Source organism: Dehalococcoidia bacterium, assembly GCA_035310145.1.
Classification (GTDB): domain Bacteria; phylum Chloroflexota; class Dehalococcoidia; order CAUJGQ01; family CAUJGQ01; genus CALFMN01.
Genome location: DATGEL010000069.1, coordinates 24,555 through 50,109, shown reverse-complemented (window position 1 = coordinate 50,109; position 25,555 = coordinate 24,555). Strand labels below are relative to the sequence as shown.

Sequence of the window (25,555 nt, the reverse complement as noted above, 5' to 3'; positions counted from 1 at the left end):
AAGCGCCCACCCCGCCGCCACTGCCAACGGCGGCCTGGATCAACAAGCCGGCGCCTCCGCGCGTGCAGGCGCCTGATGTAACGCAGACAATCCTTCCCTAATTCCCTGCGAAGGCTGTCTCAACAAGGTTGACAGGTTCCGGTGCCAGTGGAAGAGCACGAAACGCGCACCGTTGCCGCAACGGCGCGTGCCATCGCTGTGGTGGAGGGGCGCTTGCGGCCACGGTTCCGTCGGCCGGCAGCCCATCGCCACGCCTGCGCGTAGGTGCGCGGTCTGCTGAGCGGTGTGGAACGCAAGAACGGCTGGCAACTGGCCGAAGCGTTGGGCTACCGCCAACCGCGGGCGATCCAGCGCGTGCTGGACCGCTCGATCTGGGATGCTGACGCCGTGCGCGATGAGCTGCGTGACTTCGTGATGACGGAGTTGGGTGACCCGGGCGGGGTGCTGGTCGTGGATGAGACGGGCTTGCTCAAACAGGGGCGCAAGTCGGTGGGCGTCAAGCGCCAGTACAGTGGCACCGCGGGGCGCATCGAGAACTGCCAGATCGGCGTCTTTCTGGGCTACGCGAGTCCGCAGGGACGTGTCGGTTTGGACCGCGCGCTGTACCTGCCGCAGGAGTGGGCCGCAAACGGCGAGCGCCGCACGGGTGGCGGTGTGCCGGAGGACGTGTCTTTCCAGACCAAGCCGCAGCTCGCACTTGGCCTGATCGAGCGGGCGCTGGCGGGTGGGGTGGCGGTGGCCTGGGTCACGGCCGACGAGGTCTAGGGTGGTGATGGGAGCTTCCGCCAGGCGCTGGAAGCGCGCGAGCAGGCGGATGTGCTCGCGGTGAAGCGCACCCAGACGGTGCCCACCTGCCCGCCCTGCCCGCCGATCGGCTCTCACCACGCGGACACCTTGGCGGCGGCGCAGGCGCCCGAGCCTTGGCAGCGGCTGAGTTGCGGGGACGGCGCCCAGGGGGAACGGCTGTACGACTGGCTCTCGCTCGCGCGCCGACCGGCGCTCCGCGACGGGTGGACGCACGGCCTGCTGGTGCGTCGTTCGCTCAGCGATCCCACCGAACTGGCCTACGATCTCGTGTACGCCCCCGACGGCACCGCGCTGACAGAGCTGGTGCGCGTGGCGGGCACACGCTGGAGCATCGAGACCGTCTGCAAGCAGGCGAAGGGGCAGGTGGGGCTGGACCACTACGCAGTCCGCTCCTGGCAGGGCTGGCACCGGCATATGACGTTGGCCCTGTGGGCACTGGCGATCCTTGCGGTGGAGGCAACGCGGGCAAAAAGGGGGATCCGGCGCACACCGAGCAGGTGCCGATCAGCGTCCCCGAGCTGCGTCACCGGATCATCCGACTCGCTACCGGTCACCCACCAGCGGAGGTGATCGCCTGGTCGCGCTGGCGCAGACGGCATCAGGCCGTCGCCCGCCACTGCCACGTCCGCCGCCGACGCACCATCCTCGGCGCTAAACGGTCACGGTAATACTAAGCCGCAGCTCCCCAGGCGACCAGATCGACAGAACGGCCGTTGGCCACGAGCCCGTGCTCGGCTACGCTGCGGGCATGACCGTCGATCAGCGCTTCCTCGACCAGATCGCCCTCTCTCGCGATGAATACGCGCTCGTGGTGCAGCGGCTGGGACGCGAGCCGAACGAGCTTGAGCTGGGCATGTTCGGCGCCCTCTGGAGCGAACACTGCGGCTACAAGAACAGCCGTCCTCTGCTCAAGCTCTTCCCCACTGAAGGGGCGCGCGTGCTCACCCGCGCCGGCGAGGAGAACGCGGGCGCCGTCGAGATCGGCGACGGCTGGCTCGTGGCGATGAAGGTCGAGTCGCACAACCACCCCTCCGCGATCGAGCCGTTTCAGGGCGCGGCCACCGGCGTCGGCGGCATCATCCGCGACATCTTCGCCATGGGCGTTCGCCCTGTGGCGCTGCTCGACTCCCTGCGCTTCGGCTCCCTCGAGGCGGCGGATGGCTCGATCGAAGAGAGCGAGACCGCTGCCCGCAACCGGCGGCTGTTCGCCGGCGTGGTCGAAGGCATTGGCTGGTACGGCAACTGCATCGGGCTGCCCACGGTCGGTGGCGAGGCCGTCTTCGCGCCGTCGTACAGCGGCAACCCGCTGGTCAACGCCATGTGCGTGGGCGTGGCGCGCGTGGGCGAGCTGGTGAAGGCGCGGGCCGACGGACCGGGCAACGTGCTGGTGCTGGTCGGCGCCGACACCGGCCGCGACGGCATCCACGGCGCGACCTTCGCCAGCGTGGAGCTGAACGAGCAGTCGGAGGAGCGCCGGCCGGCCGTGCAGGTGGGCAACCCCTTCATGGAAAAGCTCTTGATGGAAGCCTGCATGGAGCTGGTGCGGCACGATTGGATCGTCGGCCTGCAGGACCTGGGCGCGGCCGGCCTCACCAGCTCCGCGATCGAGTGCGCGGCCAAGGCGGGCACGGGCCTGCGCATCGATGTGCTCAAAGTCCCACGGCGCGAGGCGGGCATGAGCGCCTACGAGGTCATGCTCTCCGAGTCGCAGGAGCGCATGCTGGTGATCGCGAAGCGGGGCTGCGCGGAGCGCGTACGCGAGCTGTTCGCCCGCTGGGAGCTGCGCTCCGACGTGATCGGCGAAGTCACCGCCGACGGCACGGCGCGGATCATGGAGGGCGAGCGCGAGCTGGCCTGCCTGCCTGTGCGCGAGCTGACCAGCCCGCCGCAGTACCGTCGCGCCGTGGTCGAACCGGCCTGGCTGGCGAGCCTGCAAGACGCGGATCTGGCCGCGCTCCCCGATCTCGATCTCGCCCGCGGCGCGGCCGGAGAGAACGCGGCCGAGCGGGCGCTGATGCGGCTGCTCGCCGGCGGCAACGGCGCCTCCAAGCGCTGGATCTATCGCCAGTACGACCACCAGGTGATGACCAACACCGTGATCTCGCCCGGCGAGGCCGACGCGGCGGTGCTGCGGATCCGCGGTACGCAACGGGGCATCGCCCTCAGCACCGACGGCAACGGCCGCTATTGCTACCTCGATCCGTACGCCGGCGGCGCGATCGCGGTGGCGGAGGCGGCGCGCAACGTCGTCTGCACCGGCGCGGAGCCCGTGGCCGTGACCGACTGCCTCAACTTCGGCAACCCGGAGAAGCCCGATGTCTACTACCAGCTCGAGCGCTGCATCAGCGGCATGGCCGCGGCCTGCCGCGTGCTCGATACGCCGGTGATCTCGGGCAACGTCAGCCTCTACAACGAGACCAACGGCGAGGCGATCTACCCGACGCCCGTGGCCGGCATGCTCGGCGTGCTGGAGGACGTGCGCTACCGCCTGGAACTGGCCTTCCGCGCTGCCGGCGACGAGGTCTATCTGCTCGGCGCCGGGTCAGCAGGCCGCGCCCTGCCCGGCAACGTGACGGCGCTCGGCGCCAGCGAGTACCTGGCGTCGATCCATGGCCGTGTGGCCGGGCGGCCACGCATCGACCTCGAGCTCGACAGGCGGGTGCAGCGGGTCTGCCTGCGCGCGGCGCGCGGCGGCCTGCTCAGCGCCGCGCATGACTGCGCCGACGGCGGGCTGGCTCAGGCGCTGGCCGAGTGCTGCATCGCCGGCGGCAACGGTCTCGACGCAGCCGATCTCCGCATCGCGGGCCGCGCGGACGCGGCGCTCTTCGGCGAGGAGCAGTCGCGTATCGTCGTCGCGCTGCGGCCCGAACACGCCGCGGCGCTGCGCGCCATCGCCGCCGAGGAAGACGTGCCCTGCACGGCGCTGGGCCGCGTCGACGGCGACCGCCTGCGCCTGGCGGGCGCCATCGATCTGCCGGTCGCCCAACTCGCGCAGGTGTTTGAGGCGGGGCTGCCCGATCGGGTCGCTGCACCGGCGCTCTAAGCCCACACTCCGGCGATCGCACCCGTGCGTTGCGCGGCGCGGTCTGCCGCTGCGGAGCGACCGGCGGAGGCTCAACCGGCGCGGCGGCCGGCTGGCGCGGGCCGTTCCTGCTCCTCGTCCGCCGCCTCCCAACGCTGGCGCTGCGCGCCCGGAAGATCGTCGCCGGCTGCCGGCGCTGCCTCGGCGTGCTCGACGGCGGGCGTTGCGTCGGCGGTGAGCGCGCTGTCGTCGCCGGCCGGCTCGGCGGCGCCGTCACGCTCGCCTTCCACCGGCTGTGCGGCCGGCTGCGGAGACGGGGGCGCCGGAGCTGTTTCATGGGCCGCTGCCGCGGCCGGCGGATCCTCGCGCACCGGCACCGGCCAGGGCGCGGCCTCGTCGCCCAGCAGCGGCTCGCCCCGCGGCGCCGTCGTGCCCGTGGCCAGCGACGGCACGATGGGCTCCTCGGCGGCGAGGGCGTCCGCGGCGGCGCCGGCGCGCCGCGACAGGCGGCGCTTCTCCGCTTCGGTCGGCTGCGGATACTCGATGCGCGGGTGGTAGATGGCGCGCAGCGTGGCTTTGAACGAGTTGGCGATCGTGCGCAGGTCGCGCAGCGTCAGGGCGCAGTCGTCGAACTGGCCCTCCGCCAGCCGTTCCGCCACGACACCTTCGACCAGGCGGTCGATCGTCTCGAAGCTGTGGTCCCGCGAGGAGCGCACCACGGCTTCCGTCGAGTCGGCCAGCATGGCGATCGCCGTCTCGCGGCTGCGCGGCCGCGGGCCGGGATAACTGAAGATCGCCGGGTCGATCTCCGGGTCGCGCTCCGCGGCCTTGCGGTAGAAGTAGGCGACGACGCGCGAGCCGTGGTGCTCCTGGGTGAAGTCGCGCACGCGCTCGGGCAGATGGTGGCGCCGAGCCAGCTCGGCGCCGTAGCGCACGTGCTCCTGGATGATCTGGTTCGAGGTGAGCGGGTCGAGCTGTTCGTGCGGGTTCTTGCCGCCGAGCTGGTTTTCGATGAAGAAGCCGGGACGCGAGAGCTTGCCGATGTCGTGGTAGTAGCAGCCCACGCGCACCAGCAGCGCGTCGGCGCCGATCAGGTCGGCGGCGCGCTCGCCCAGGTTGCCGACGAGGATGCTGTGATGAAAGGTGCCCGGCGCCTCGTCCTGCAGGCGGCGCAGCAAGGGCTGGTTGAGCTGCCCCAGCTCCATCAACTGCAGGCGTGTGGTGACGTTGAACACGGTGCCCAGCAGGACGAAGGTGCCGACCGTGAGCAACGAGCTGCTCACGCCGCTGATCCCACCCGCCAGCAGCAGCCAGCCCACATCCGCCGGGCGATGCGTCGTGTCCAGCAGCCAGAAGCCGAACAGCACCGCGGACACGGCCGCGGCCACGGCGACGCCGGCAAGCAGGAAGCGGTTGAAGCGCTCGGCGCGGTTGACGACCAGCACGCCGGCCAGGCCGGAGAAGAAGAAGGCGGCCGTCATCTCCAGCGGCTGCAGGGCGGTGAGGCCGACGATGCCGGAGAGATCGGGCAGGTAGAGCGCGGTGAAGGCGACGAGCAGGGCGCCCACGCCGGCGATCGCCACCGCCAGCCCCGTATCGAAGAGCGAGGCGACGAGCATCGGCACCGCTGCCGCCGGGAAGGCGAAGGCGAGGAAGTGGCGCTTGCCGTCCGGCAGCACCAGTGGCATGTAGATTTTCGCCAGCAACACCGCACCCGCGACGATGACGGCCAGCAACAGCAGTCGCCGGGTCGCCTCGAGCACCGCAGGATGGAAGGCCAGCAGGAACGCCGCCAGCGCCGCACTGCTGATCAGAGCCAGCAGCGCCACCGCGCCAAGGTCCGAATAGCGCAGGCGCACGGTCAACAGGCCGGCATTTTGCAGCGACTCCAGCTTCTGCGCGTCGATCACATCGCCTTCGCGCACCAGCACCTGGTTCGCGGCGAAATGCTGTGGCTGCGGCGGCACGGTGGCGGCCGCCTGGTCGCGCGCCTGCTTGGTCGCCGCATCGTCGATGCGCTCGGTCGGTACGACGAGGCCGCGCACCAGCGCCACGGCTACGTCGCCCTGCACGGCGGTGAGGCCGACGCTGACGCGGTTGGTGAGGCTGGCGCTACGGCTGGGCACGTCGGCCTGCGCGAAGGCGTCTTCCAACACCGTGCCGAGCAGCCGCGTCGCCTCGTCCTCGACCTGCTTCCATTCCTGGGGGCTGAACTGCACCACGGCTGTGCGTTGATCGGCGCTCAGCGATGTGACCTGCGCGCCGATCGCGTCGGCCATCTGCGGGCGGCTGAGCGAGGTATTCGCCAGCGTCGTGTTGATCCGCGCGAGCATGTCGCTCAGGCGCGCCAGTTGATCGTTCTTGACGTTGACGTTGTAGGAGAAGGCGTCCGGCACGGCAGCGCGGGCGCGATCCTGCTGCTGGCGACGCAGCACATCGCTGTTGTAGCTGAAGTCGCGTGGGGCGCGCACGGTCTGGGAGGCGATGTCGCCCTCGTGCGCGTGCAGGCGGCTGGGCAGAATGGGGAAGAGAATCGCGACGAGCAGCAGCGTCAGCAGCGCGACGAAAACGGCCGTGCGTCCCCGCGGCCGCGCGCCTTGCTGCGTGGAGATCAGCGTCACAAGGCCAGCACCACGTTCCCACGGGGCGCAACCGCCCCGGATCGTGGCCATGATAGCAGACTGGCCGGCTCAGGCTCCTGCGGCCTAACCCCGCTTTGCTTCAACAGCGCCGTTTCGCGGCGATCCGAAGAACGCCGCGTCCGCATGGGAAGTCTCGGTCTGACGTGGGCGCCCAGCGCCCATCGAGCACCGTTGCGCTGCGCTCTGGCCCGATGCGGGAAGGGTTGTCCGCGAGCTAACGGCAGTTCTCGAATCTACCCTTCCTCAAGGCACATGACGGCATACGATGGCTTATGACGGCACATGATGGCACATGAGGGGAAGGGACAGGTTTCGCCCGCGAAACCAGGGATAGGCGCCTCGGTGGCTCAGTGGAAGCTCACCGGCACCAGCGCGCAGATCCAGACCAGTTGCTGGTCGGAGAGGGTGCGTGGCGGCAGGTCGGCAGGGGCGCTCGGCTCCTCGAAATAGAGCGATTGCAGCCGGCCGCCCGCCGGATCGACCGCCCAGACCGCCAGCACGGCGGTGGGCGCGCTGCCGTGCGCGAGCACGTCGCTGATCGCCGTCCCCGCCGGCGCCTGCACCCGCGCAACCGAGCAGCCGGCCGGCAGGCTGGCGGGGTCGACCGCGATCGCCGGGGGCAACGCCGGCGCGGGCGTGGCCGATGGCGTCGGGGACGCCGTGGGCGTCGGTGCAGGTGTGGCCTGCGTTGGGGCGGGTTGCGGCGTCGGACTCGGCGTGGGCGGCAGGAAGAGCCCGACCACGCTGCCCACCACGCCGCCCGGCTTCGCCGTCAGGATCTGCACACACCAGGTGTTCGAGCCTGCGGCGTGCGTGTCTCCGACACTGACGGAGACGGAGTAACAGTACTGACCCGGCGCGTAGACGTCTTCGTCCAACCAGGTCGTCGCGCTGACCGTTGTGATCGCGATTGTGCCCGCGTGCTCGGGGTCTGAGCGGTAGATCACGTAGTAGGCTTCTGCCTGCGACGCTGACCAGGTCAGGGTGATGCCGTCGGCGCCGATCTGCGGAGGGTAGAGCACCACCGGCGCAAGCTGCGCCCGCGCCGCGCGACCCTGCGAGCCGAGGACCAGCACGGCGGCGATCGCCACGCTCGCCAGCGCTCCGCCATGCACCAGACGCGTGGCTCGCACGGCACGCTCCGCCGGACCCGCTCGAGCAGGCCGTGCGGCGATCGTAGCAACGGTTGCCCGGGGTGCGGGCGTTTGTTCTGTCTCGCGGCGATGCGAGCCGCGATTGAACCGGCCTTACGAGATACTGCCGTCGGCCGAGACGCAGAAGAACAGCCCCATCACGGAGGCGGCGCTGCTCGCGGGGCCATCCGTGGGCGCGGTGGAGCTGGGGAAATAGACGCCGTGATACCGCTGCGCCACGTTGTCGAACTGCCAGACGCCGCGCACCGTCGAGGGATCGGCGAAGCGTTCGACGATCTCCTTCCAGCTCGTGCCCAGCGGCGCGGTCACGACGATCGAGTTGCAGCCGCGGTACACGGGCTGCGGCTCGATCGTGATCGCCGTAGGGCCTTGCTGGGCCGGAGCGGACCAGAGGATTGGCGCGGACCACAACACGAGGCCGCCGAGGGCGCCGCTGATCGCAACGCTTCGCTTCATTCGCGTCCCCCGTCTCTCCAGATTCCCGCTTGCATGACGCGCGGCCGGCTTCCGCCCAGCACGGCCGGGTCAGCGAAGGCCGCGGCCGGCAGGCGGACCAGGTCCGCCGCCGCTCCCGGCCGCAGGGCGCCGCGTTCGCGTTCGCTGCCGCCGGCGTTGGCGGCGTGCAGCGTATGTGCCCGCAGCGCGTCGGCGAGCGGCGCAACCTTGCCTGGGAGCCGCTGCCCAGAGGCGCTCAGCCGCGAGGCAGCGGCCGCGATCGATCCTAGCGCATCGGGCGGGCCTACCGGCGCGTCGCTGCCGATTGCAACAGGAATGCCCGCGGCGGCGAACGTGGCGGGGTTGTGCAGCCAGGGGAGATCGCCGGCGGGCAGATCACGCAGATAGCGGTCGCCGTTCGGGCGGAGCAGGCCGGGGTTGCAGACGACGAGCAGGCCGAGCGCCGCCGCGCGCCCCGCCTCTTGCGGCCGGCAGAGCGCCGCGTGCTCCAGCCGGTGCCGCCGCGCGCGGATGGGCTCCCGTTGCGCGAGCGTCTCGAAGGCGGCGATCGCCTGCTGCACGGCCTGGCGGCCGATGCAGTGCACCGCCGCGCGGGCGCCGCGGGCGTGAATCGCGCCGATCTGTGCGCCGAGGGTCACTGCATCGGGGTGCAGCTCGTCGCCCAGCTCTTCAATCACGATCTTCACCATCCCCGTCCAGCCGGGCGGGAGATTGCCGGCGAGGAACGGCTCGATGCCGATCGCGGGCGTCAGCGCCACGCTCAGGGCGCCGTCCTGCCGCAGCCGCTCGAACATCGCCAGTGTGGCCGCGTCGTTTTGCACGCCCATGTCCTGGACGGCCGTGATGCCCTGGGCCAGCAGCCGGCGGTCCGCCTCGGCGACCTGTGTACGCAAATCGGCGTACTCCGCCGGCGGCACGGCGCGCTCGACCGCCGCGTTCATGCCGAGGAGCAGACCATCCGGCTCGCCGTCTTTCAGCCGCCGGCCGATGTGGCCGCCGGCCGGCTCCTCGCTCTCCAGGCCGATGCCTGACAGCCACAGCGCCCGCGAGTTGAGCACGCAGCCGTGGCCGCTTGCATGGATGAGGCGCACGGGATTGGCCGGCGCGGCGGCGTCCAGCTCCCAGCGCGTAGGATGGCGGCGCTCGCGCAGCTCTGTCTCGCGATAGCCAACGGCGCGGATCCAACGCCCCGGTTCGCTGATCACCGCCCGCGCGGCGATCGCCGCCAGCAGCGCCGGGATATCGGGGGCGGCGGCCGGCGAGCAATCGACCGAGGCCAGGCCGGCGGCGTAAGCCAGCAGGTGGATGTGCGCGTCGACGAAGGCGGGCAGCAGCAGGTCGCCGCCGCAGTCGATGGCGTCGTACCTCGTGCCCGCGGCCGCGCGCACGTCGGCGTCGGTGCCCACGGCGGCGATGCGGCCGTCGCGAATCAACAGCGCCCCGGCACGCGGACGCGCGCGATTCATCGTGTGCAGGTCGGCGTGGTGCAGCACCAGCGGCAGCACGGCGCGGCTCAGACGGCCGCGGGCAGCCGCTCGAGATGCACGAGCAGCACGGCCACGTCGGCGGGCGTGACGCCGGCGATGCGGCCGGCCTGGCCGAGCGTGGCCGGCTGGAAGCGGGCCAGCTTCTCCTTCGCCTCGGTGCGCAGGCCGTGCAACGCGGCGTAGTCGAGCCCGGCGGGCAGCGGTCGGCCGTCGAAGCGGCGCACGCGCTCGACCTCGTGCTGCTGCCGCTCCAGATAGCCGCGGTACTTGACCTCGCACTCGACCTGCTCGGCGGCGTCGGGCGCCAATGCTGGATCGCCCAGCCCCAGCCTCAGCAGCTCGCGATAGCCGCATTCGGGCCGGCGCAGCAGATCGGCGGCCGCCAGCCCCGGCCGCAGTGCACCCAGGGAACCGCTCAATGTCTCGCCGGCCCGGCGCATCGCCTCGCTCAGATGCGTGCGCTCCAGCCGGGCGATCTCGGCGGCGATCCGTTCGCGCTTCGCTTCGACGGCGGCGGCGCGGCGGGCGTCGAGCAGGCCGATCGCGTGGCCGATCGGCGCAAGACGCAGGTCGGCGTTGTCCTGGCGCAGCAGCAGCCGGTACTCGGCGCGGGAGGTGAAGAGGCGGTACGGCTCGCGCAGCTCCTGCGAGACCAGGTCGTCGAGCATCACGCCGATGTACGCCTGGTCGCGGCCCAGAATCAGCGGCGGCTTGCCCTGCGCGGCGCGGGCGGCGTTGGTGCCGGCGATCAGGCCCTGGGCCGCGGCCTCCTCGTAGCCGGAGGTGCCGTTGATCTGGCCGGCGAAGTAGAGGCCGGGCAGCGCCTTCGCCTCCAGCGTGACGCGCGTCTGATCGGTGACCACGTAGTCGTACTCGACGGCGTAGCCGGGCCGCAGCATCTCGCAGCGGGCCAGCGCGGGGATGCTGCGCAGCATCGCCTCCTGCACGTCTTCGGGCAGGCTGGTGTTGGCGCCCTGCACGTAGACCTCGTCGGTCTGCCAGCCCTCGGGTTCGAGGAAGAGCCCGTGCGAAGGCTTGTCGGCGAAGCGCACGATCTTGTCCTCGATCGAGGGGCAGTAGCGCGGGCCGACGCCGCTGATCGCGCCGTTGAACATCGGCGCGCGGTCGAGGTTGGCGCGGATCACGGCGTGCGTTTCCGGGGTGGTGTGCACAAGGTAACAGGGCATCTGCGGCCGCCAGCCGCCGCGCTCGACGTACGGATAGGCCGGGTTCGGCTCGGGGAACGCTTCGGGATCGCTCTCCGGCTGGAAGCGGAAGTGCAGCGGCGTGCTGCTGCCGGGCTGCAGCTCGGTTTGCGTGTAGTCGATGCTGGCGGCGTGCACGCGCGGCGGCGTGCCCGTCTTCAGCCGCCCCAGGCGGAAACCGAGGGCGCGCAGGCTGGCGGAGAGCGCCGTCGCCGCGCCCTCACCACGCCTGCCGCCGACCTCTGACCGTTCGCCGGTGAGCATGCGCCCCGCAAGCGAGGTGCCGGTGGTGAGCACGACCGTGCGCGAGCGGAAGCGCTCGCCGGCGCCGCCGCGGAGCAGGAAGTGTTCGGGCAGGCCATCCTCTGCCGGCCGCGGCGTCACCGCTTCGATAAGGCATTGCTCGATGCAGAGTCCCGGCTCGTCTTCGATGGTGCGGCGCATCTCGCGCATGTAGAGACGCTTGTCTGCCTGGGCGCGCAGCGCCTGGACGGCGGGGCCTTTGCCCGTGTTGAGCATGCGAATCTGGATGAAGGTTCGGTCGATCGCCCGCGCCATCTCGCCGCCGAGGGCATCGATCTCGCGCACCAGGTGCCCCTTCGCCGGCCCGCCGATCGAGGGGTTGCAGGGCATCAGCGCCACCGTCTCCAGGTTCATCGTCAGCAGCAGCGTCCGTGCGCCCAGCCGCGCGGCGGCCAGTGCCGCCTCGCAGCCGGCGTGGCCGGCGCCGACCACGGCGACGTCGTAGATGGCTCCGTCGATATCGTTCGTCATCGCTTCTTGTGCGCGCGCGGCGGCAACGCGAAGGCCGCGGGCGACTTCGTCCCGCGGCCTGCTGCGCCTGTCCGCTGCGCCTGCTCAGTCGGCCGAAGGGAGCACCTTCGGTTGCAGCAGGGTCATCGCCTTGTCGCAGCACTGCACCTCGCCGTCGCCGGGCTTGATGCAGAGCACTTCCGTGCCGCAGTTCTCACACTGGAACCGCTTGCCAAGCTGGTTCGCCATCGCTCTCGCCCCCGCGCTGTGATCGTTCGTACCCGTCTGTACCAGCAGCCACGAACCTACTGCTTGAGCTGCATCGGCTGACCGCAGCATCCGAGCGCGCCGGCGCCGGCCTTGGTCACAATCATCTCCGTGTTACACTTCGTGCACTGATACCGTTTGCCCACCTGATTCGCCACGCGCTCGCTCCGCCTCTGTCTTCCTGCTTGCCTGCAGGCGGTGTTGCACCCGTTAACGGGCGGCTAACCTGCCCGGCCAGAGTCTAGCGCGTGCGAAGGAAATGAGTCAACGCGAGGCGCATGCAGCGCTCGCAGGCGGCAGGCGCGCTGCGCGGAAACGGCCGCGCGGGGGTACAATAGAGGTGGCCCCGCCGCATTCGCGGTCGCCGTCGCGCCGGTGCGCGGCGGCGTTTGGGATGCGTCGAGCGGGGAGTGTGACATGTCGAGGGACACGCCTGCGCGTGTCGCGGGCGCCCCCGGCGCCCGCAAGAGTGAGGTGGCGTCATGCGACGTCGGATGCCCGGTCCCGACGGGGGCTTGATCACCCGCATGGTGATCGTGGGCTTTCTTCTGGCCGCGGTCTATTTGTTCTTCATGGGCGTGCTCTTCGCGGCGCACGTGCCCTGGGTGCTGATCCTGGTCCTGGCCGGCGGCGGCCTGCTGGTTCAGTATTTTCTTTCAGATAAGCTGGCGTTGCTCTCGATGGGCGGGCATGAGGTCACGCCCGCGCAGGCGCCGGAGCTGCACGGCATGGTCGAGCGGCTGGCGCAGCAGATGGACCTGCCCAAGCCGCGCGTGGCGATCGCCGACACGGATATGCCCAACGCCTTCGCCACCGGCCGCAACCCGAAGCACGCGGTCGTCTGCTGCACTACGGGCATTCTGCGCCGGCTCAACACCGAAGAGATGGAGGCCGTGCTCGGTCACGAGCTGACGCACGTCAAGAACCGTGACGTGGCCGTGATCACCTTTGCCAGCTTCTTCGCCACCGTGGCCTCGTTCATCATGCAGTGGGGCTTCTGGCTGGGGCTGGCGGGCGGCGGCCGGCGCGGGCGCGACCGCGACAACGGCGCCAGCGCCTTCATGCTCGTCTACTTCGCGTCGATCCTCGTCTGGGTGATCAGCTTCTTCCTGATCCGCGCCCTCTCGCGCTACCGCGAGCTGGCGGCGGACCGCGGCTCGGCGATCATCACCGGCGCCCCGGCGCACCTTGAGTCGGCGCTGATGAAGATCAGCACCGGCATGGCGCGCATCCCCAACGACGACCTGCGCTCGAAGCAGACGCTGAACGCCTTCTTCATCGTGCCGGCGCTGACGGGCGGCGCTTCGTTCGGCGAGCTGTTCTCCACGCACCCGTCGCTGGAGCGGCGCATCGCGCAGTTGCAGAAGATCCAGCGCGAGCTGTACGGGGCGCGGTAGCGTATGAGCGATCGAGCGCAGGGTATCGGGTTTGACCAGACGGCCCCTTCCCGCCAGGCTTGCGCGGCGGGGAGGGGCCGGCGGTTTTTCGCTTGAAGGCGGGCACGCGGTGGGACTGCTGGAAGTGCTGTTCGGGCGCACAAAGCCCGTGAAGTCGAAGAGCGAGGCGCTGTTCGCCATGACCACGGCGGAGGTGACGCTCAGCACCAGCCTGCAGCAAACGCCGGCGAAACGGGCGGGCATCGTCTTCAAGCCGGTGGAGTCGTCCTATTTCGAGCAGGCCGAGCAGGAAGTGCAGGGCATCCTCGACCAGAGCGGCAAGGACGACAACCTGCGCTTCAGCACGGAGACCGACAGCTACGGCTTCCGCTGGATCATCCTCCAGCACGACAGCTTTGAGCAGCTCGTCGCCGCCCAGCACATGGTCAGTATCACGCTGACCGACAACGGCTTCGGCGACCAGTTGCTCGCCGCCGTCTTCCGCTTCGACACGGCCTCGCACCCGGTGTACTGGATCTACAACTACAAGCGCGGCGCCTTCTACCCGATGGTGCCGCAGGGCAACCACGAGCGCGACAACGGCGAAGAGCTGCGCCTGTCCGCCGTGATGGCGAAGGAGCTGCCGATCGAGAAGGCGACGGACCACTGGTACGCGATCTGGGGCATTCCGTTCTGAGCGGACACGCCGGTCCGGCGTGAACATCAGAAACGTCGAGCGCGGCCGCTTGCGGGCGGCCGCGCTCGTTTGTCATTGGCAGGTACCGCGCTCAGCGGGCGTTACTCTGCAGCTTGGCGTCCTGCTTCTGCGCCAGCGCGGCCACGTCGTCGATCGTGCCGCTTGCGGGCGCCCCGACCTGGATGACGGAGGCGCCGAACCGGCCGTGCCGCCAGATCACCGCATAGCCGCCCAGGGTGATGCCCTGGGTCGAGCCGCTGACCTGGTAGGCGATCGCCTCATCGCCGATCTTCGGGGCGTTGGGCACCGGCTTCAGTTGGAAATCCTCCCCCGCCGACTGCGTGATCTGCGCGGGCAGCTCTTTGAAGCCGGCCGCGGTGGTTGCGGCGTCCTTGAAGGCGAAGAGGCCATCGACAACGGCCTGAATGTTGAGGCCCGTGCCGCCCTGGCCGATGCAGGTGAAGGTCGTTTCAAAGTTGGCCGTCATGTCGGGGTCAGAGGGCGGAGAAGACTCCGCGGTGTCGACCGCATATCCCTTCGGCAGCTCGGCCAGCGTGAGCGCGGCGTCGCGCAGCAGCTTCTCGTCGGCGGAGGCTCCGGCTGCCGGCGTGCCGGCCGCGGCCGCGGCGCCCCCGGCGGCGGGTCCGCTGCAACTGCCGGCCAGTGCTTCGGCGGCCGGCGTGGGGCTGCGGCCGTTGGTCACCGAGCTGCCGGCCGGCGTGCTGCTGCCGGCAGCGGCAACCGTCGGCGCGGCCGTAGCCGTGCGCGCCGCGGTAGCACTCGCCGCGGCGGTCGTTGCCGCGGTGGTGGCGCTGGCCGCGGCAGCGACGGTCGTGGCCACGGGCGCGTTGGCGGCGGCGTTGTTCGCCTTGTTCTTGTTGTTGCTGCTGGAGCAGGCCGCCAGCAGCGCCAGCGCGGCCAGCGGCACGGCCAGCTTCTGCGTCCGGGAAAGGTCGAGCATTATCTGTCCTTTCGGGCGAACCGTTCACGCCGGCCCAACGCCCGGCACGGCTCGTGCGCACACAGGATACGGATCGACTGCGAGATATTTCCATCCAGCCGCGCATGTCGCGCGGCGCACGCCGGGGCAGCCTCGGTTCGCGCCGTTGCCTGCAGCCGGCGCCGGCGATGAGCGCGATCCCGCCCGGCTCCGGCCTACAGGCCCGCGGCCTTCATCTTCGCGTCGAGCTTCTGCGCCAGCGCCGCGGTCTCGTCTATGTTCTTGGGGCCGGGGTTGCTGATCTGCCCGACGACGGCATCGACCTTGCCGCGACGCCAGACGATCAGGTAGCCGGAATACGGCTGCTGGCTGTCGGTGCTGCTGATCTTGTAGGCCAGCGTCTCGTCGCCGAGCTTCGGCGCGCCCGAAACCTGCTCGACTTTGGTATCGGGCGAGCAGTCTTGTCTCAGCGCCTGCAAGCGCAGGTCCTTCAGCGTTGCGCCGGCCGCGGCGCTGTCCTTAAAGCCGTTGAGCGATTCGATCACGACGCCGCCCGCGAACGGATTCGCGGAGCCCAGGCTCGTGAGATTCCCCTTGACGAAAAGGTCAGAATACGAGGCGGTCTGATTGCCGAAGCTCAGGTCGTTCGCAGTGTTTCCCACCAGTCCCGAGAGGCTCGTGTACCCCGACGGCAGATCCTTGTCGGTGAGCGCGACCTTGGCGAGCTGCGACTGCAGGTTCGCGTCCGTCTGGCCGGGGGAGCCGGAAACGCTGGTGCCGCAGACGTCGCTGCCCGCGGCTGCCGACGGTGGTGTCACGACGCCGGCGACCGTTGCCGCTTTGGTGGGCGAGGTTGCGCCGCCGGCCGCGGTCGCCGCGGCCGGGGCCCTCGTGGCGCTGGCGGCGCTCGGCGCGGCCACCGTCGTCGCGGCGACGGGCGCGGCCTGCGTGGCCGCGGTCTGGGTGAACAGGCCCTTCTCGTTCTTGCTGTTGTTGTTTTTACTGCTGCTGCCGCAGCCGGCGAGCGCCAGCGTCATCGCCAGCGCGGCAAAGACCAGGGGCTTCGAGCGGAGCATCGGCTCTCCCTTCGTGCAGTGCTGGTATGTCGCGGGACATGTTGTATCAGCGTACCCGCCGTCGCTGGTACGCGGTCAACGGCTGCGCGACGTAATGCCGGGAAAATTCGGTGAAAACCCGCACGGCTGAGCTTGCCAGGCGCGCGATCAGCCCTCCGGGCCGAGTTTGCGGCCGCCGACGAGGTGCAGGTGCAGATGCCAGATCGTCATGCCCGAATCGCCGCGCACGTTGAAGGCGAGCCGGTAGCCGCGCTCGGCGACGTGCTCGATCTCGGCCACGCGTGTCGCCGTTTGCAGCATGTATGCAAGCAGCGGGCCGTCCTCAGCGCTCACGTCCTCGGCGGTGGGGATGTGCTTCCGCGGAATGACCAGGTCGTGGATCGGCGCCCGCGGGTTGATGTCGCGGATCACAAAGAGCCGCTCGTCCTCGTAGACCTTCGGCACGTCCAGCGCGCCGCTGGCCATGCGGCAGAAGAGGCAGTCGTCGGGCATGGCCGCTCCGCTTGAGATTACAGGTTACCGGTGACAGGGTACAGGAAGCGAGTGCGGGCGCGCATTGCCGCTGCCCGCAGCGGGGACAAACGGCGGGCCGCTCGCATCCGTGCGAGCGGCCCCTCCCACTGTCACCGGTAACCAGTCACCTGTAACCTACAGGGCCAGCGCGTCGGCGACCTTCTCGCGGTGGAAGTCGGCGTCGCCCCACATCAGCTCGCTGCGCTTCTGGCGGCGGAAGAAGAGCTGGATCTTGTAGTCCTTGGTGAAGCCGATGCCGCCGTGGATCTGCTGGCCGTGGGCGACGACACGCCGCGTCGCCTCGCTGCACCACGCCTTCGCCATGTGTACGTTGAGCGCCGCGTCGGGCTCGCCCTCGGCCACGCTCCAGGCGGCGCGGTACATGATGAAGCGGGCGCCGTCCACATCGGTCACCATGTCGGCGCACTTGTGCTGGATCGCCTGGAAGGAGCCGATCGGCCGGCCGAACTGCACGCGCTCCTTGGCGTAGTTGACGCTGATCTCGAAATCCATCTGCGCCAGGCCGACGAGGTAGGCGCACTCCATCACCGTCGCCTTGAGCACGATCTTCTGCAGCGTCTCCCAGCCCTTGCCCTCGGCGCCGAGCAGGTTGGCGGCGGGCACCTGCACGTTCTCGAACTTGACCTCGCACTGCTTGTCGCTGGCGATCGTCTTCAGCACCTCGGTGGAGATGCCGGGACTCTTGGCGTCGACGACGAACAGCGAGACGCCGTCCTCGCCCTTGCCGCCGGTGCGGGCGGCCACCACCAGCAGGTCGGCCACGTGCGCATCGGGGATGAAGAGCTTGGTGCCGTTCAGCGTGTAGCCGCCGGCGCCTTTTTCGGCCTTGAGCTGGATGCCCTCGGCGTCCCAGCGGGCCGACGGCTCGGTGATGGCGAGCGTGCCGATCGCCTCACCGGAGGCGATGCGCGGCAGGTACTGCTTCTTCTGCTCGGCGCTGCCACCCTCAAGCAAAGCGATGGCGGCCAGCGTGGTGGGGATGAACGGCCCGGGCACCAGCGCGCGGCCGAACTCTTCGAGCAGCACGATCAGGTCGAGGAAGCCGAGGCCGGTGCCGCCGTTCTCCTCGGGGATGATCAGGCCCTGCCAGCCCTGCTCGGCCATCTTGGACCAGACTTCGGGACCATAGCCCTTCTCGTCCTCCTCCATGTCGCGCACATACTTCTCCGGCACTTCCTTCTCCAGGAAGTCGCGGGCGAAGTTCTTAAGCATTTCCTGTTCTTCGGAGAGACCGAGGTCCACGGCGCATCGTCCTTTCGTCAAGCAAACGCCGGTCCAGGCCGCCCGCGACGGGGCTCAGTCCTGGCCGAAGCGGATGCTACAACGGGCGGCCGCTTAGGCGCTAGCCCTGCAACGATCACCACCACCCGGTAGGGGCGCTTCGTGAACCGCCCTCCGCGCTCGCGGGCGCGAGGATCTCGACTTCCTCACCCAGTACGACAGCCACTGTGGGACCCTGAATCCGCTGATGTGTCACCGTTCCCGGCGCATTGGTACTTGCGGCTGCGCCGCAACGGGTCGTTCACGAACGACCCCTACCGCAGTGTTGGCTTGATACCGACCTCGCGGAACGCCTCGCGGCCGTCGGGATCGCCGTGCCAGCGTGCAGGATTTTCGATGATGTGCTGGCGGATACGGTTCAGCGTCCGTTCGGATCGAATGATGTGCCCGTAGTAGTTGCGCTGCCAGAGCTGTGCGCCTGGCTCGCCACGCAGGTCGTTCACCCGCTTCGTCGAAACTGTCTTGAACGATCCAATCAATCGTCCGAGCGGCTTCCGTTCCTGGTTATTCACCAATCGTTCGGTAGGGGCGGTTTGTGAACCGCCCAGCGCGGCACCGCCGCGACCAACTGCGCAAGGCTCGTACATCGCAGTGCGGTTGGCAATCACGAGGATGCCGTGCCGATGGTCCGGCATCACCACGAACGCATCCGGCGACACGTACGGATACTGCTCACCCAACCACTGCCAGCACCCAACGACGGCCTCGCCGGCCGAACTCGAATGCATCGTGCCATCGAATACATCACCGAACAGCGGCAGACGGCCCTGTGTGCAGAGCGTAACGAAGTACGCACCAGCGCGTGCATAGTCGTAGCCCACGAGGCGAATCGAGTGACGCGAGGCGCGCTCTGCCATCCCACCTTCGTCCCGCTGATCTCAACTTCTGCCGAGGAAAACCCCCTCTCCAGAGACTGGAGAGGGGGCAGGAGGTGAGGCCAGCCGGGCTTAGTAGTCCGGCGGCGGGGGCGCGGCCGGCGCCGGCGGCTCGGGGATGTCCGTCACCAGCGACTCGGTCGTCAGCACGAGGCTGGCGATCGAGGCCGCGTTCTCCAGCGCCGAGCGCGTGACCTTGGCCGGGTCGATGATCCCTCGCTCGTACAGGTCGCCGTAGGTGTCGGCCAGCGCGTCGTAGCCGTAGGCGCCGCTGCCGTTCTTGCGCACGTTGCTGACGACGACGTTGCCCTCTTTGCCGCTGTTGTTCGCGATCAGCCGCAGCGGCTCGTCGAGCGCCTTGCGCAGCAGCGCCGCGCCGATCTTCTCATCGCCCTTCAGCTCGCTCTCGACCTTGTCCAGCGCGGACTCGGCGCGGATGTAGGCCACGCCGCCGCCGGGCACGGTTCCCTCTTCGACGGCCGCCCGCGTGGCCGAGAGCGCGTCCTCGACGCGCGCCTTCTTCTCCTTCAGCTCGACCTCGGTCGCGGCGCCGACCTTGATCACCGCCACGCCGCCGGCCAGCTTCGCCAGCCGCTCCTGCAGCTTCTCGCGGTCGAACTCGGAGGCGGTGTCGTCCACCTGCGCCTTGATCTGCTTGATGCGGTCCTGGATCGCTTCGTCGGAGCCGTGGCCTTCAATGATCGTCGTGTCGTCTTTGCTCGCCACGACGCGGCGGGCGCGGCCGAAATCCTCGACCTGCACCTGGTCGAGCTTGCGGCCGATCTCCTCGGTGATGAAGGTGCCGCCGGTGAGGATGGCGATGTCTTCGAGCATCGCCTTGCGCCGGTCGCCGAAGCCGGGCGCCTTGGCGATCAGGATGTTGACCGTGCCGCGCAGCTTGTTGACCACCAGCGTGGCCAGCGCCTCGCCGTCGCAGTCGTCGGCGATGATCACGATGTCCTTCGAAACCTGCAGGATCTTCTCCAGCGGCCCGAGGACGTCCTGCACCGACGACAGCTTCTTGTCGGTGATCAGGATGTACGGATCGTCGATCACCGCTTCCATGCGCGTGGTGTCGGTGACGAAGTAGGGCGAGACGTAGCCGCGGTCGAGCTGCAGGCCCTCCACGTACTCGGTCTCGTACTTGAGGCCGCGCGACTCCTCGACGGTGATCACGCCATCCTTGCCGACCTTCTCCATTACCTCGGCGATCAGATTGCCGATCTCCGGGTCGGCGGCCGAGATGCCGGCGACCTGGGCGATCTGCTCCTTGCCGGTGACGGGCCGCGCCTGGTCGCGGATGGCGCCGACCACGGCGCGCACGCCCTGGTCGATGCCACGGCGCAGGATCATCGGGTTGGCGCCGGCCGCCACGTTGCGCAGCCCCTCGCGCACAATCGCCTGGGCGAGCACGGTGGCCGTGGTGGTGCCGTCGCCGGCGATATCGTTGGTCTTGGTGGCCACTTCCTTGGCGAGCTGGGCGCCCATGTTTTCGAAGGGGTTCTGGAGATCGATCTCCTTGGCGATCGTCACACCGTCGTTGGTGATCGTCGGCGCGCCGAACTTCTTGTCGAGCACCACGTTACGGCCGCGCGGGCCGAGCGTGATCTTGACGGCGTCGGCGAGGGCGTCGACGCCGTTCTTCAGGGCGCGGCGCGCGTCCTCGTCGAACAGTAATTGCTTGGCCATGACTGCTTCTCCGAAGCTGGCCGGTTCGCGGCCATATCAAAACACTTCAAAACGGACGGCCATCGGCGATCGGCTCGCGCGGCCGCGGGTTGGAAGACGACGGCGCCGCCACCGGTGGCTTTGCGGACAAAGACGCCGGCGGAGCGGCGTCTTTGCGAGTCGCGGGCGGTGCTGCCGGGCAGGATCAGGCAGTCACGATCTTGGCGAGGACATCCTTCTCGGAGAGGACGAGCAGCTCTTCCTGGTCGAGCTTGATGTCGTTGCCGGAGTACTTGGCGTAGAGAATGCGGTCGCCCACCACCACGTCCATCGGCACACGCTTGCCGTCGTCGTCCAGGCGGCCGGGACCGACGGCGATCACCTCGCCCTGCTGCGGCTTCTCTTTGGCCGTGTCCGGGATCACCAGGCCGCTGGCCAGCGTCTCTTCGGCCTGAATGTTCTTGACGACGAGCCGGTCTGCCAGGGGAACAATCTTGGATGCCACGAGCGAGACCCTCCTGCCTCATGTGTTGTGTGTCGCTTCTGTTGATGCCGCTGCACAGCTTAGCACTCGCACTGGCAGAGTGCTAACAGGCAAATCCTACGCAACGCGCGCGGGAGAGGCAAGCCCCGGCGAGCCGTTTGCCGAGAAATGCCCGCGGCCCCCGCGCGCGATGGGCCGACGGCGCCGCGGCCCGCCGCGGCCGGCCGTATCGCTGGACGCGGTACACGGTTCCGTGTAGAGTTCACGGTATGGCGGAACGGCGGCAGCCATACCGCGCCGGCGGCCATTACGATTGGGCGGCGGACGACCTGCGCGCCTTGCGCCGCCATCTTCGCCTGACGCAGCGCGGGCTGGCGGACGAGCTGGGCGTGCGCCAGCAGACGGTCTCCGAGTGGGAGACGGGGATGTACCGGCCGCGCGGCGCCGCGCGCCGCCTGTTGGGCATTGTCGCCGAGCGGGCCGGCTTCGCCTACGTCGCTGCCAGCGAGCCGGCAGGCGAGGAGGAAGCCGACGCCGCGCGAGCACAACCCGGCGAGGAACCGCCGTGACCCGCTGGCCCGGAACCGCGCATCTGCATCGCCACGCGGCCAGGATGGGAAGATGACCGCGACGCCGACGAACTCCAGCGTGCTTGCCGAGCCGCGAAGGCCGGCTGCGCGCCGCCGCGGCGCCCTGCGCGAGCGCGAGCTGTCACGGCTGTGGCAGGAGCAGCGGCTGGCGCCGGAGGCGCTGGTGACGGCCGACGGCGCCGAGGTCGAGGTCATCTACCGCGGCCGGCGCGGCCTGGGGCCAGGGCCGGACTTCCGCGACGCGGTGATTCGCCTCACCCCCCGGCCCCCTCTCCATGGACATGAAGAGGGGGAGAGTACGGACGGGCTTTCTTTCCGGGGAGACGTCGAGCTGCATGTGCGCTCGTCGGATTTTCGCCGGCACGGGCATCACGAGGACCGGGCGTACCTGCGGCTGGCGCTGCATGTGGTATTCGAGGACGACGGCGGCCCGGTAACGCTGCTGGACGGCCGCGTGGTGCCGACGGTTGCGCTCGGCCGGTGGGTGCAGCGCCGCGCCGGCGAGATCCGGCTGGCGCTGGCGTCGCCCGAGCCGTACCGCGAGCCCTGCCATTCGGCGCAGGCGCGCCTTGGCGCCGATCATGTGCGTGGCGTGCTGCGTGAAGCCGGTCGGCGGCGGCTGCGCGAGCATGCCGCCCCGCTTGGCGCCTGGATCCATGCCCTCGGCGCCGAGGAGGCGCTCTACGTGGCGCTGGCGCGGGCGCTGGGGTTGACGCGCAACACCGCGGCGTTCGAGCAACTCGCCCGCGCCCTGCCACTGGCAGAGCTGCGCGCGGTCGCCGCACGCGCCGGCGATCCACAGTGCGCCGTCGAAGGGCTGCTGCTCGGCACCGCCGGCTTGCTCGAGCCGCAGCTCTCGCTCTGGCCGGATCACGGAGACGGCGCCGCTGCTCGCCGGTGGGCAGCCTGGCAGGCGGCCGGTGCGCCGGCTGTCCCAGATTTGGTCTTTGCCGGCGGCGAGCGTCCCGGCTGCTCCCCGCGCGAGCGGCTGCTCGGCCTGGCGGCGCTGTCGCTGCGATCGGGTCCGCCGCTGGACGCCACCATGCCGGAATGGCCGGCGCTGCTCGCCGCTGGGCCGAAGGCGCTGCTCGCCGCCTTGCAGGTGGGCGGCAGCATCGGCCGCGACCGCGCCATCGAGTTGGCGGTGAACGCGGTGCTGCCCTGGCTGCTGGCTGCGCACGGCGCCGACGCCGACCTGGCCGCCGCGGTTTTCGCCGCCTATGAAGCGTTGCCGGCGTCGGCAAGCTACGGCGCGACGCGGCCGCTCACGGCGGCGCTTCGCACGGCGAACGGTCGATCGCTGCTTCGCGGCGCCGCGGCGACGCAGGGCGCCCTTGCGCTCACCCGCGACTGGTGCACACAGGGCGGCTGCGGCCGCTGCCCGCTTTCATAGGGAACAGGGAACACAGCATCGGCCCGGAGACGGAGGGCGTCCTGAGCCTGTGCTGCGACGCCTGCCCTCGGGAGCGATGTCGCGGATCGCGATTGCGCAGGTTACGAGGGCCGCTGCGTATCGCTGCTCGCCGGCTCGGTTTCGCCGAGCTGCGCCAGCCAGCCGTGGTACTTGGCGATCTTCTGCGCGTACTCGTCTTGCATCGCGCGCAGCTGCTCGACCTTCTGGCAGATCAACGCGTACTGCTTCTCCGTCTCGGCGAGGGCGCGACGCAGCTTCTCACGGCGCTCGGCCACGTCCGCGTCGCGACGGTATTCGGCGCGGATCTGGCTTTTCAGCTCCTCGGCCTCGACCATCTCCTTGATCTCGGCCAGCGAGACATTGAGCAGCCGCTGCAGTTGCTTGATCCGCTCCACGCGGCGCACGTCGTCCTCGGAGTAGAGCCGGAAGCCGCCCTCCATGCGCGTGGGCGGCTTCAGCAGGCCCTTCTCCTCGTAGAAGCGCAGCGTACGGTGCGTCACGCCGAGGCGCTCGGCCACCTCGCCGATCTGCAGGTAGGCGTCTTCACGGGTAGCAGTCACACGCCGTCCTCGAAGGGGGTGTACGCGGAAACCCCCGCCGCCGCGTCGGGTGCGGCCAGACTAGTCGGCCCTTCCGCGCACGTCAAGGTGGGCGGCGGGGTGAGGTGTGCGCGGGCCTCGGCCATCCGCACCGGCGGCGCGGCACAGCGGTCCCGCGCGATCACCTTCACTCGTCGTCATCGTCGTCGTCATCTTCTTGTACCGGCTCGGCCATCGTCAGCATCGAACTGTTGACGGAAAGCAGCCCGGAGTCGTTGCGCGAGCGTTTCGGCCGCGGGCGCAGCCCGTCGATCGCGGCGCGCAGGGCGGCGAGACGCTTCTCCCCGCCGCTTTCGCCGAGGTCGACGACGATGCCGACCACGCCGGCCTCGCGCAGCGCCTCCAGCTCGCGCCCGGCCGGCTCGTTGGCGAGGAAGAGGAAGAGCGGTTTGCGCGAGAAGCCGGAGACGCGCTGCAGCTCGAGTTGGCGGCGCACGGTGAGCGCGCCTTTCCAGCGCACCAGCAGCGCGTCGATCGGCAGCCACTGCAACGCCTGCAAGAGGCTGTCGGGCAGCTCGTCCGGCGCCTGCATCACCAGGCCGGCGTCCTCTTCAAGCAGCACGGCGGCGGGCGCCTCGTCGCCGTTGAAGACGATGAAATCAAAGCCGCCCTCACGCGCCTGCACGGCGTCGGCGGCGCCGTCCAGCCAGGCGCCGCGCACGGGCTCCTGCTTTGCGCCGTTCGCCGCGGGCGCCTTGGCCGCGCCCTGGATGAGCAGCACATCGGCCGCTTCGGGCGCGGCCGCGTTCGGGCCGATCAGCGCCGCCAGCAACATCGTGGCGCGGGGCTTGGTTTGAGCGGGCGCGAAGCCGATCTGCGGCGCTTCGGCCCGCGTGGTGCGTTTGATAGCCTCTGAAAGTTTGCTCATGATGACCGAGTCCTTTGCCCAAAACCGGTGAAGAATCCCGCGACGATCTGCCTGCGGCCCGGTGGCCGGGCGCGTCGCGCTCTCTGCGATCGATGGTACGGACGGCCGTTGAAATGCGTCAACGAACGGCGGCGCGGTGGCGATCGCACGGCACGGCCGCGGGCGAAGCACCCGCCGACCTCTAGCCCCTAATCGGGGCATGGGTGACACTGAAATGCGCCGGAAAGTGCGAGCGGTTGTGGCCGCGTGCCGGCGCCGCCCGCGAGCCACGCGAAGGGGGACGCGGTGTACCAGGAGCTCAGTATCTTCTCGGGCAACGCTCATGAGGCGCTGGCGCGAGCGATCTGCGACCACCTGGGCCGGCCGCTGGGCCGCGTCGCCGTCTACAAGTTCAGCAACGACAACATCTTCGTGCAGATCCAGGAGAACGTGCGTGAGCGCGACGTCGTCGTGGTCCAACCCGCGGCCGCGCCGGTCAGCGACCACCTGCTGGAGCTGTTCATTATGATCGACGCCTTCAAGCGGGCGTCGGCCGGCCGCATTACCGTGGTGATGCCCTACTACGCCTACGGCCGTAGCGACAAGAAGGACCAGCCGCGCGTGCCGATCACGGCGCGGCTGATCGCCAACTTCCTCGAAGTGGCCGGCGCCGACCGCCTGCTCACGGTCGATTTGCACGCCGGCCAGATTCAGGGCTTCTTCAATGTGCCGGTGGACGAGCTGACCGGCTTGTACACGCTGGTGGATTACTACGAGCGGCTACACCTGCCCGATCCGGTGGTCGTCGCCAGCGACCTCGGCGCCTCCAAGCGGGCGCGCAACGTCGCGGCGCGGCTCGACGCACCGCTGGCCGTGATGGAGAAGCGCCGGGTGAGCAACGACGAGAACGCCGAGATCATGACCGTGATCGGCGAGGTCAAGGACCGGACCGCGATCATCATCGACGACGAAGTGCTCACCGGCGGCACCCTGCTCCAGGCGGTCTGCGCCCTGCACGAGCGCGGCGCCCGCGCGATCTACGCCGGCGTCACACACGGCGTGCTCTCCGGCAACGCGGTGGAGCGCATTCAGGCCAGCCCCTTGCAGGAGCTGGTGATCACGGACACGCTGCCGCTGCCCGAGGAGAAGCAACGCGAGAAGATCAAGGTGCTGTCGCTGGCGCCGCTGCTGGCCCGCGCGATCCACAACATCCACACCGGCCAGTCCGTCGGCGACCTGTTCAAGCCGGTGCCCCTGGCGCCCTGAGCGCGTGGCCTCACCCCCGGCCCCTCTCCATGCCATGGAGAGGGGAGCTGCTCAGCCGCGCCTTCAGCCTCAATCATCCGAACTGAGATCTCCCCTTCCCCTAGAATTGGGGGAA

At 69.8% G+C, this 25,555-nt stretch carries 22 protein-coding genes and 1 pseudogene; 7 read left to right on the top strand and 16 right to left on the bottom strand.

Annotated elements, in window-relative coordinates; genetic code table 11:
* Positions 1–172: 172 nt before the first annotated feature.
* Together VKV26_13490 and purL are read left to right on the top strand one after the other, a co-directional pair.
* Positions 173–1,305 (top strand): annotated as a pseudogene (locus VKV26_13490) (IS701 family transposase).
* A gap of 229 nt (positions 1,306–1,534) precedes the next feature.
* The gene (purL, locus tag VKV26_13485) at positions 1,535–3,850 is read left to right on the top strand and encodes a phosphoribosylformylglycinamidine synthase subunit PurL (protein ID HLZ70909.1); all 2,316 of its coding nucleotides are present in this window, start codon (positions 1,535–1,537) and stop codon (positions 3,848–3,850) included.
* Between the two features lie 71 nt (positions 3,851–3,921).
* On the opposite strand, the gene VKV26_13480 is transcribed toward purL, so the two are convergent.
* From VKV26_13480 to VKV26_13450, 7 genes are all read right to left on the bottom strand, one after another.
* Positions 3,922–6,450 (bottom strand): HDIG domain-containing protein, encoded by a 2,529-nt coding sequence (locus VKV26_13480; GenBank protein ID HLZ70908.1) that lies wholly within the window; start codon positions 6,448–6,450, stop codon positions 3,922–3,924.
* A gap of 368 nt (positions 6,451–6,818) precedes the next feature.
* Positions 6,819–7,604: a hypothetical protein gene (locus VKV26_13475; GenBank protein HLZ70907.1), complete on the bottom strand. Its 786-nt coding sequence runs from the start codon at positions 7,602–7,604 to the stop codon at positions 6,819–6,821.
* Between the two features lie 114 nt (positions 7,605–7,718).
* Entirely contained in the window at positions 7,719–8,081 is a 363-nt protein-coding gene (locus tag VKV26_13470; GenBank protein HLZ70906.1) for a hypothetical protein, read from the bottom strand.
* The gene (locus tag VKV26_13465) at positions 8,078–9,586 is read right to left on the bottom strand and encodes an amidohydrolase family protein (protein HLZ70905.1); all 1,509 of its coding nucleotides are present in this window, start codon (positions 9,584–9,586) and stop codon (positions 8,078–8,080) included. The genes VKV26_13470 and VKV26_13465 overlap by 4 nt, the downstream gene beginning before the upstream one ends.
* A gap of 8 nt (positions 9,587–9,594) precedes the next feature.
* The gene (gene mnmG / locus VKV26_13460; protein ID HLZ70904.1) at positions 9,595–11,547 is read right to left on the bottom strand and encodes a tRNA uridine-5-carboxymethylaminomethyl(34) synthesis enzyme MnmG; all 1,953 of its coding nucleotides are present in this window, start codon (positions 11,545–11,547) and stop codon (positions 9,595–9,597) included.
* Between the two features lie 84 nt (positions 11,548–11,631).
* Complete coding sequence (locus tag VKV26_13455; GenBank protein ID HLZ70903.1) at positions 11,632–11,775, bottom strand: hypothetical protein; 144 nt, start codon at positions 11,773–11,775, stop codon at positions 11,632–11,634.
* Positions 11,776–11,831: 56 nt separating this feature from the next.
* Entirely contained in the window at positions 11,832–11,939 is a 108-nt protein-coding gene (locus VKV26_13450) for a desulfoferrodoxin (protein ID HLZ70902.1), read from the bottom strand.
* 336 nt (positions 11,940–12,275) lie between these two features.
* Between VKV26_13450 and htpX the strand changes: the two genes are divergently transcribed.
* Together htpX and VKV26_13440 are read left to right on the top strand one after the other, a co-directional pair.
* On the top strand, positions 12,276–13,190 hold the full coding sequence (gene htpX, locus VKV26_13445) for a zinc metalloprotease HtpX (protein HLZ70901.1): 915 nt from the start codon (positions 12,276–12,278) through the stop codon (positions 13,188–13,190).
* A gap of 109 nt (positions 13,191–13,299) precedes the next feature.
* The gene (locus tag VKV26_13440) at positions 13,300–13,866 is read left to right on the top strand and encodes a hypothetical protein (protein ID HLZ70900.1); all 567 of its coding nucleotides are present in this window, start codon (positions 13,300–13,302) and stop codon (positions 13,864–13,866) included.
* A gap of 91 nt (positions 13,867–13,957) precedes the next feature.
* Here the strand turns inward: VKV26_13440 and VKV26_13435 are convergent, their stop codons facing one another.
* The 7 genes from VKV26_13435 to groES all read right to left on the bottom strand — a co-directional run bounded on the left by VKV26_13435 (position 13,958) and on the right by groES (position 20,745).
* Entirely contained in the window at positions 13,958–14,827 is an 870-nt protein-coding gene (locus VKV26_13435; GenBank protein ID HLZ70899.1) for a hypothetical protein, read from the bottom strand.
* A 194-nt stretch (positions 14,828–15,021) separates the two neighbouring features.
* Positions 15,022–15,882 (bottom strand): hypothetical protein, encoded by an 861-nt coding sequence (locus VKV26_13430; GenBank protein ID HLZ70898.1) that lies wholly within the window; start codon positions 15,880–15,882, stop codon positions 15,022–15,024.
* A gap of 147 nt (positions 15,883–16,029) precedes the next feature.
* On the bottom strand, positions 16,030–16,374 hold the full coding sequence (locus VKV26_13425) for an HIT domain-containing protein (GenBank protein HLZ70897.1): 345 nt from the start codon (positions 16,372–16,374) through the stop codon (positions 16,030–16,032).
* A 156-nt stretch (positions 16,375–16,530) separates the two neighbouring features.
* Positions 16,531–17,658 carry an acyl-CoA dehydrogenase gene (locus VKV26_13420; protein HLZ70896.1) on the bottom strand — a complete coding sequence of 376 codons (1,128 nt, stop codon included), beginning with the start codon at positions 17,656–17,658 and terminating at the stop codon, positions 16,531–16,533.
* A 293-nt stretch (positions 17,659–17,951) separates the two neighbouring features.
* A complete protein-coding gene (locus VKV26_13415; GenBank protein ID HLZ70895.1) occupies positions 17,952–18,554 on the bottom strand; it encodes a transposase in 603 nt (200 codons plus the stop codon).
* A 90-nt stretch (positions 18,555–18,644) separates the two neighbouring features.
* A complete protein-coding gene (groL, locus tag VKV26_13410; protein ID HLZ70894.1) occupies positions 18,645–20,261 on the bottom strand; it encodes a chaperonin GroEL in 1,617 nt (538 codons plus the stop codon).
* A gap of 184 nt (positions 20,262–20,445) precedes the next feature.
* The gene (gene groES, locus VKV26_13405; protein ID HLZ70893.1) at positions 20,446–20,745 is read right to left on the bottom strand and encodes a co-chaperone GroES; all 300 of its coding nucleotides are present in this window, start codon (positions 20,743–20,745) and stop codon (positions 20,446–20,448) included.
* Between the two features lie 248 nt (positions 20,746–20,993).
* On the opposite strand from groES, the gene VKV26_13400 reads away from it, so the two are divergent.
* Positions 20,994–21,293, top strand: coding sequence for a helix-turn-helix domain-containing protein (locus tag VKV26_13400; GenBank protein HLZ70892.1), 300 nt, complete (start codon positions 20,994–20,996; stop codon positions 21,291–21,293).
* A 52-nt stretch (positions 21,294–21,345) separates the two neighbouring features.
* A complete protein-coding gene (locus tag VKV26_13395; protein ID HLZ70891.1) occupies positions 21,346–22,707 on the top strand; it encodes a DUF2851 family protein in 1,362 nt (453 codons plus the stop codon).
* A gap of 101 nt (positions 22,708–22,808) precedes the next feature.
* On the opposite strand, the gene VKV26_13390 is transcribed toward VKV26_13395, so the two are convergent.
* On the bottom strand, positions 22,809–23,288 hold the full coding sequence (locus tag VKV26_13390) for a MerR family transcriptional regulator (GenBank protein HLZ70890.1): 480 nt from the start codon (positions 23,286–23,288) through the stop codon (positions 22,809–22,811).
* 166 nt (positions 23,289–23,454) lie between these two features.
* Positions 23,455–24,195, bottom strand: coding sequence for a hypothetical protein (locus tag VKV26_13385; GenBank protein HLZ70889.1), 741 nt, complete (start codon positions 24,193–24,195; stop codon positions 23,455–23,457).
* A 285-nt stretch (positions 24,196–24,480) separates the two neighbouring features.
* Here VKV26_13385 and VKV26_13380 point away from each other — a divergent pair, with 285 nt between their 5' ends.
* Positions 24,481–25,440 (top strand): ribose-phosphate pyrophosphokinase, encoded by a 960-nt coding sequence (locus VKV26_13380; protein ID HLZ70888.1) that lies wholly within the window; start codon positions 24,481–24,483, stop codon positions 25,438–25,440.
* Positions 25,441–25,555: the final 115 nt, after the last annotated feature.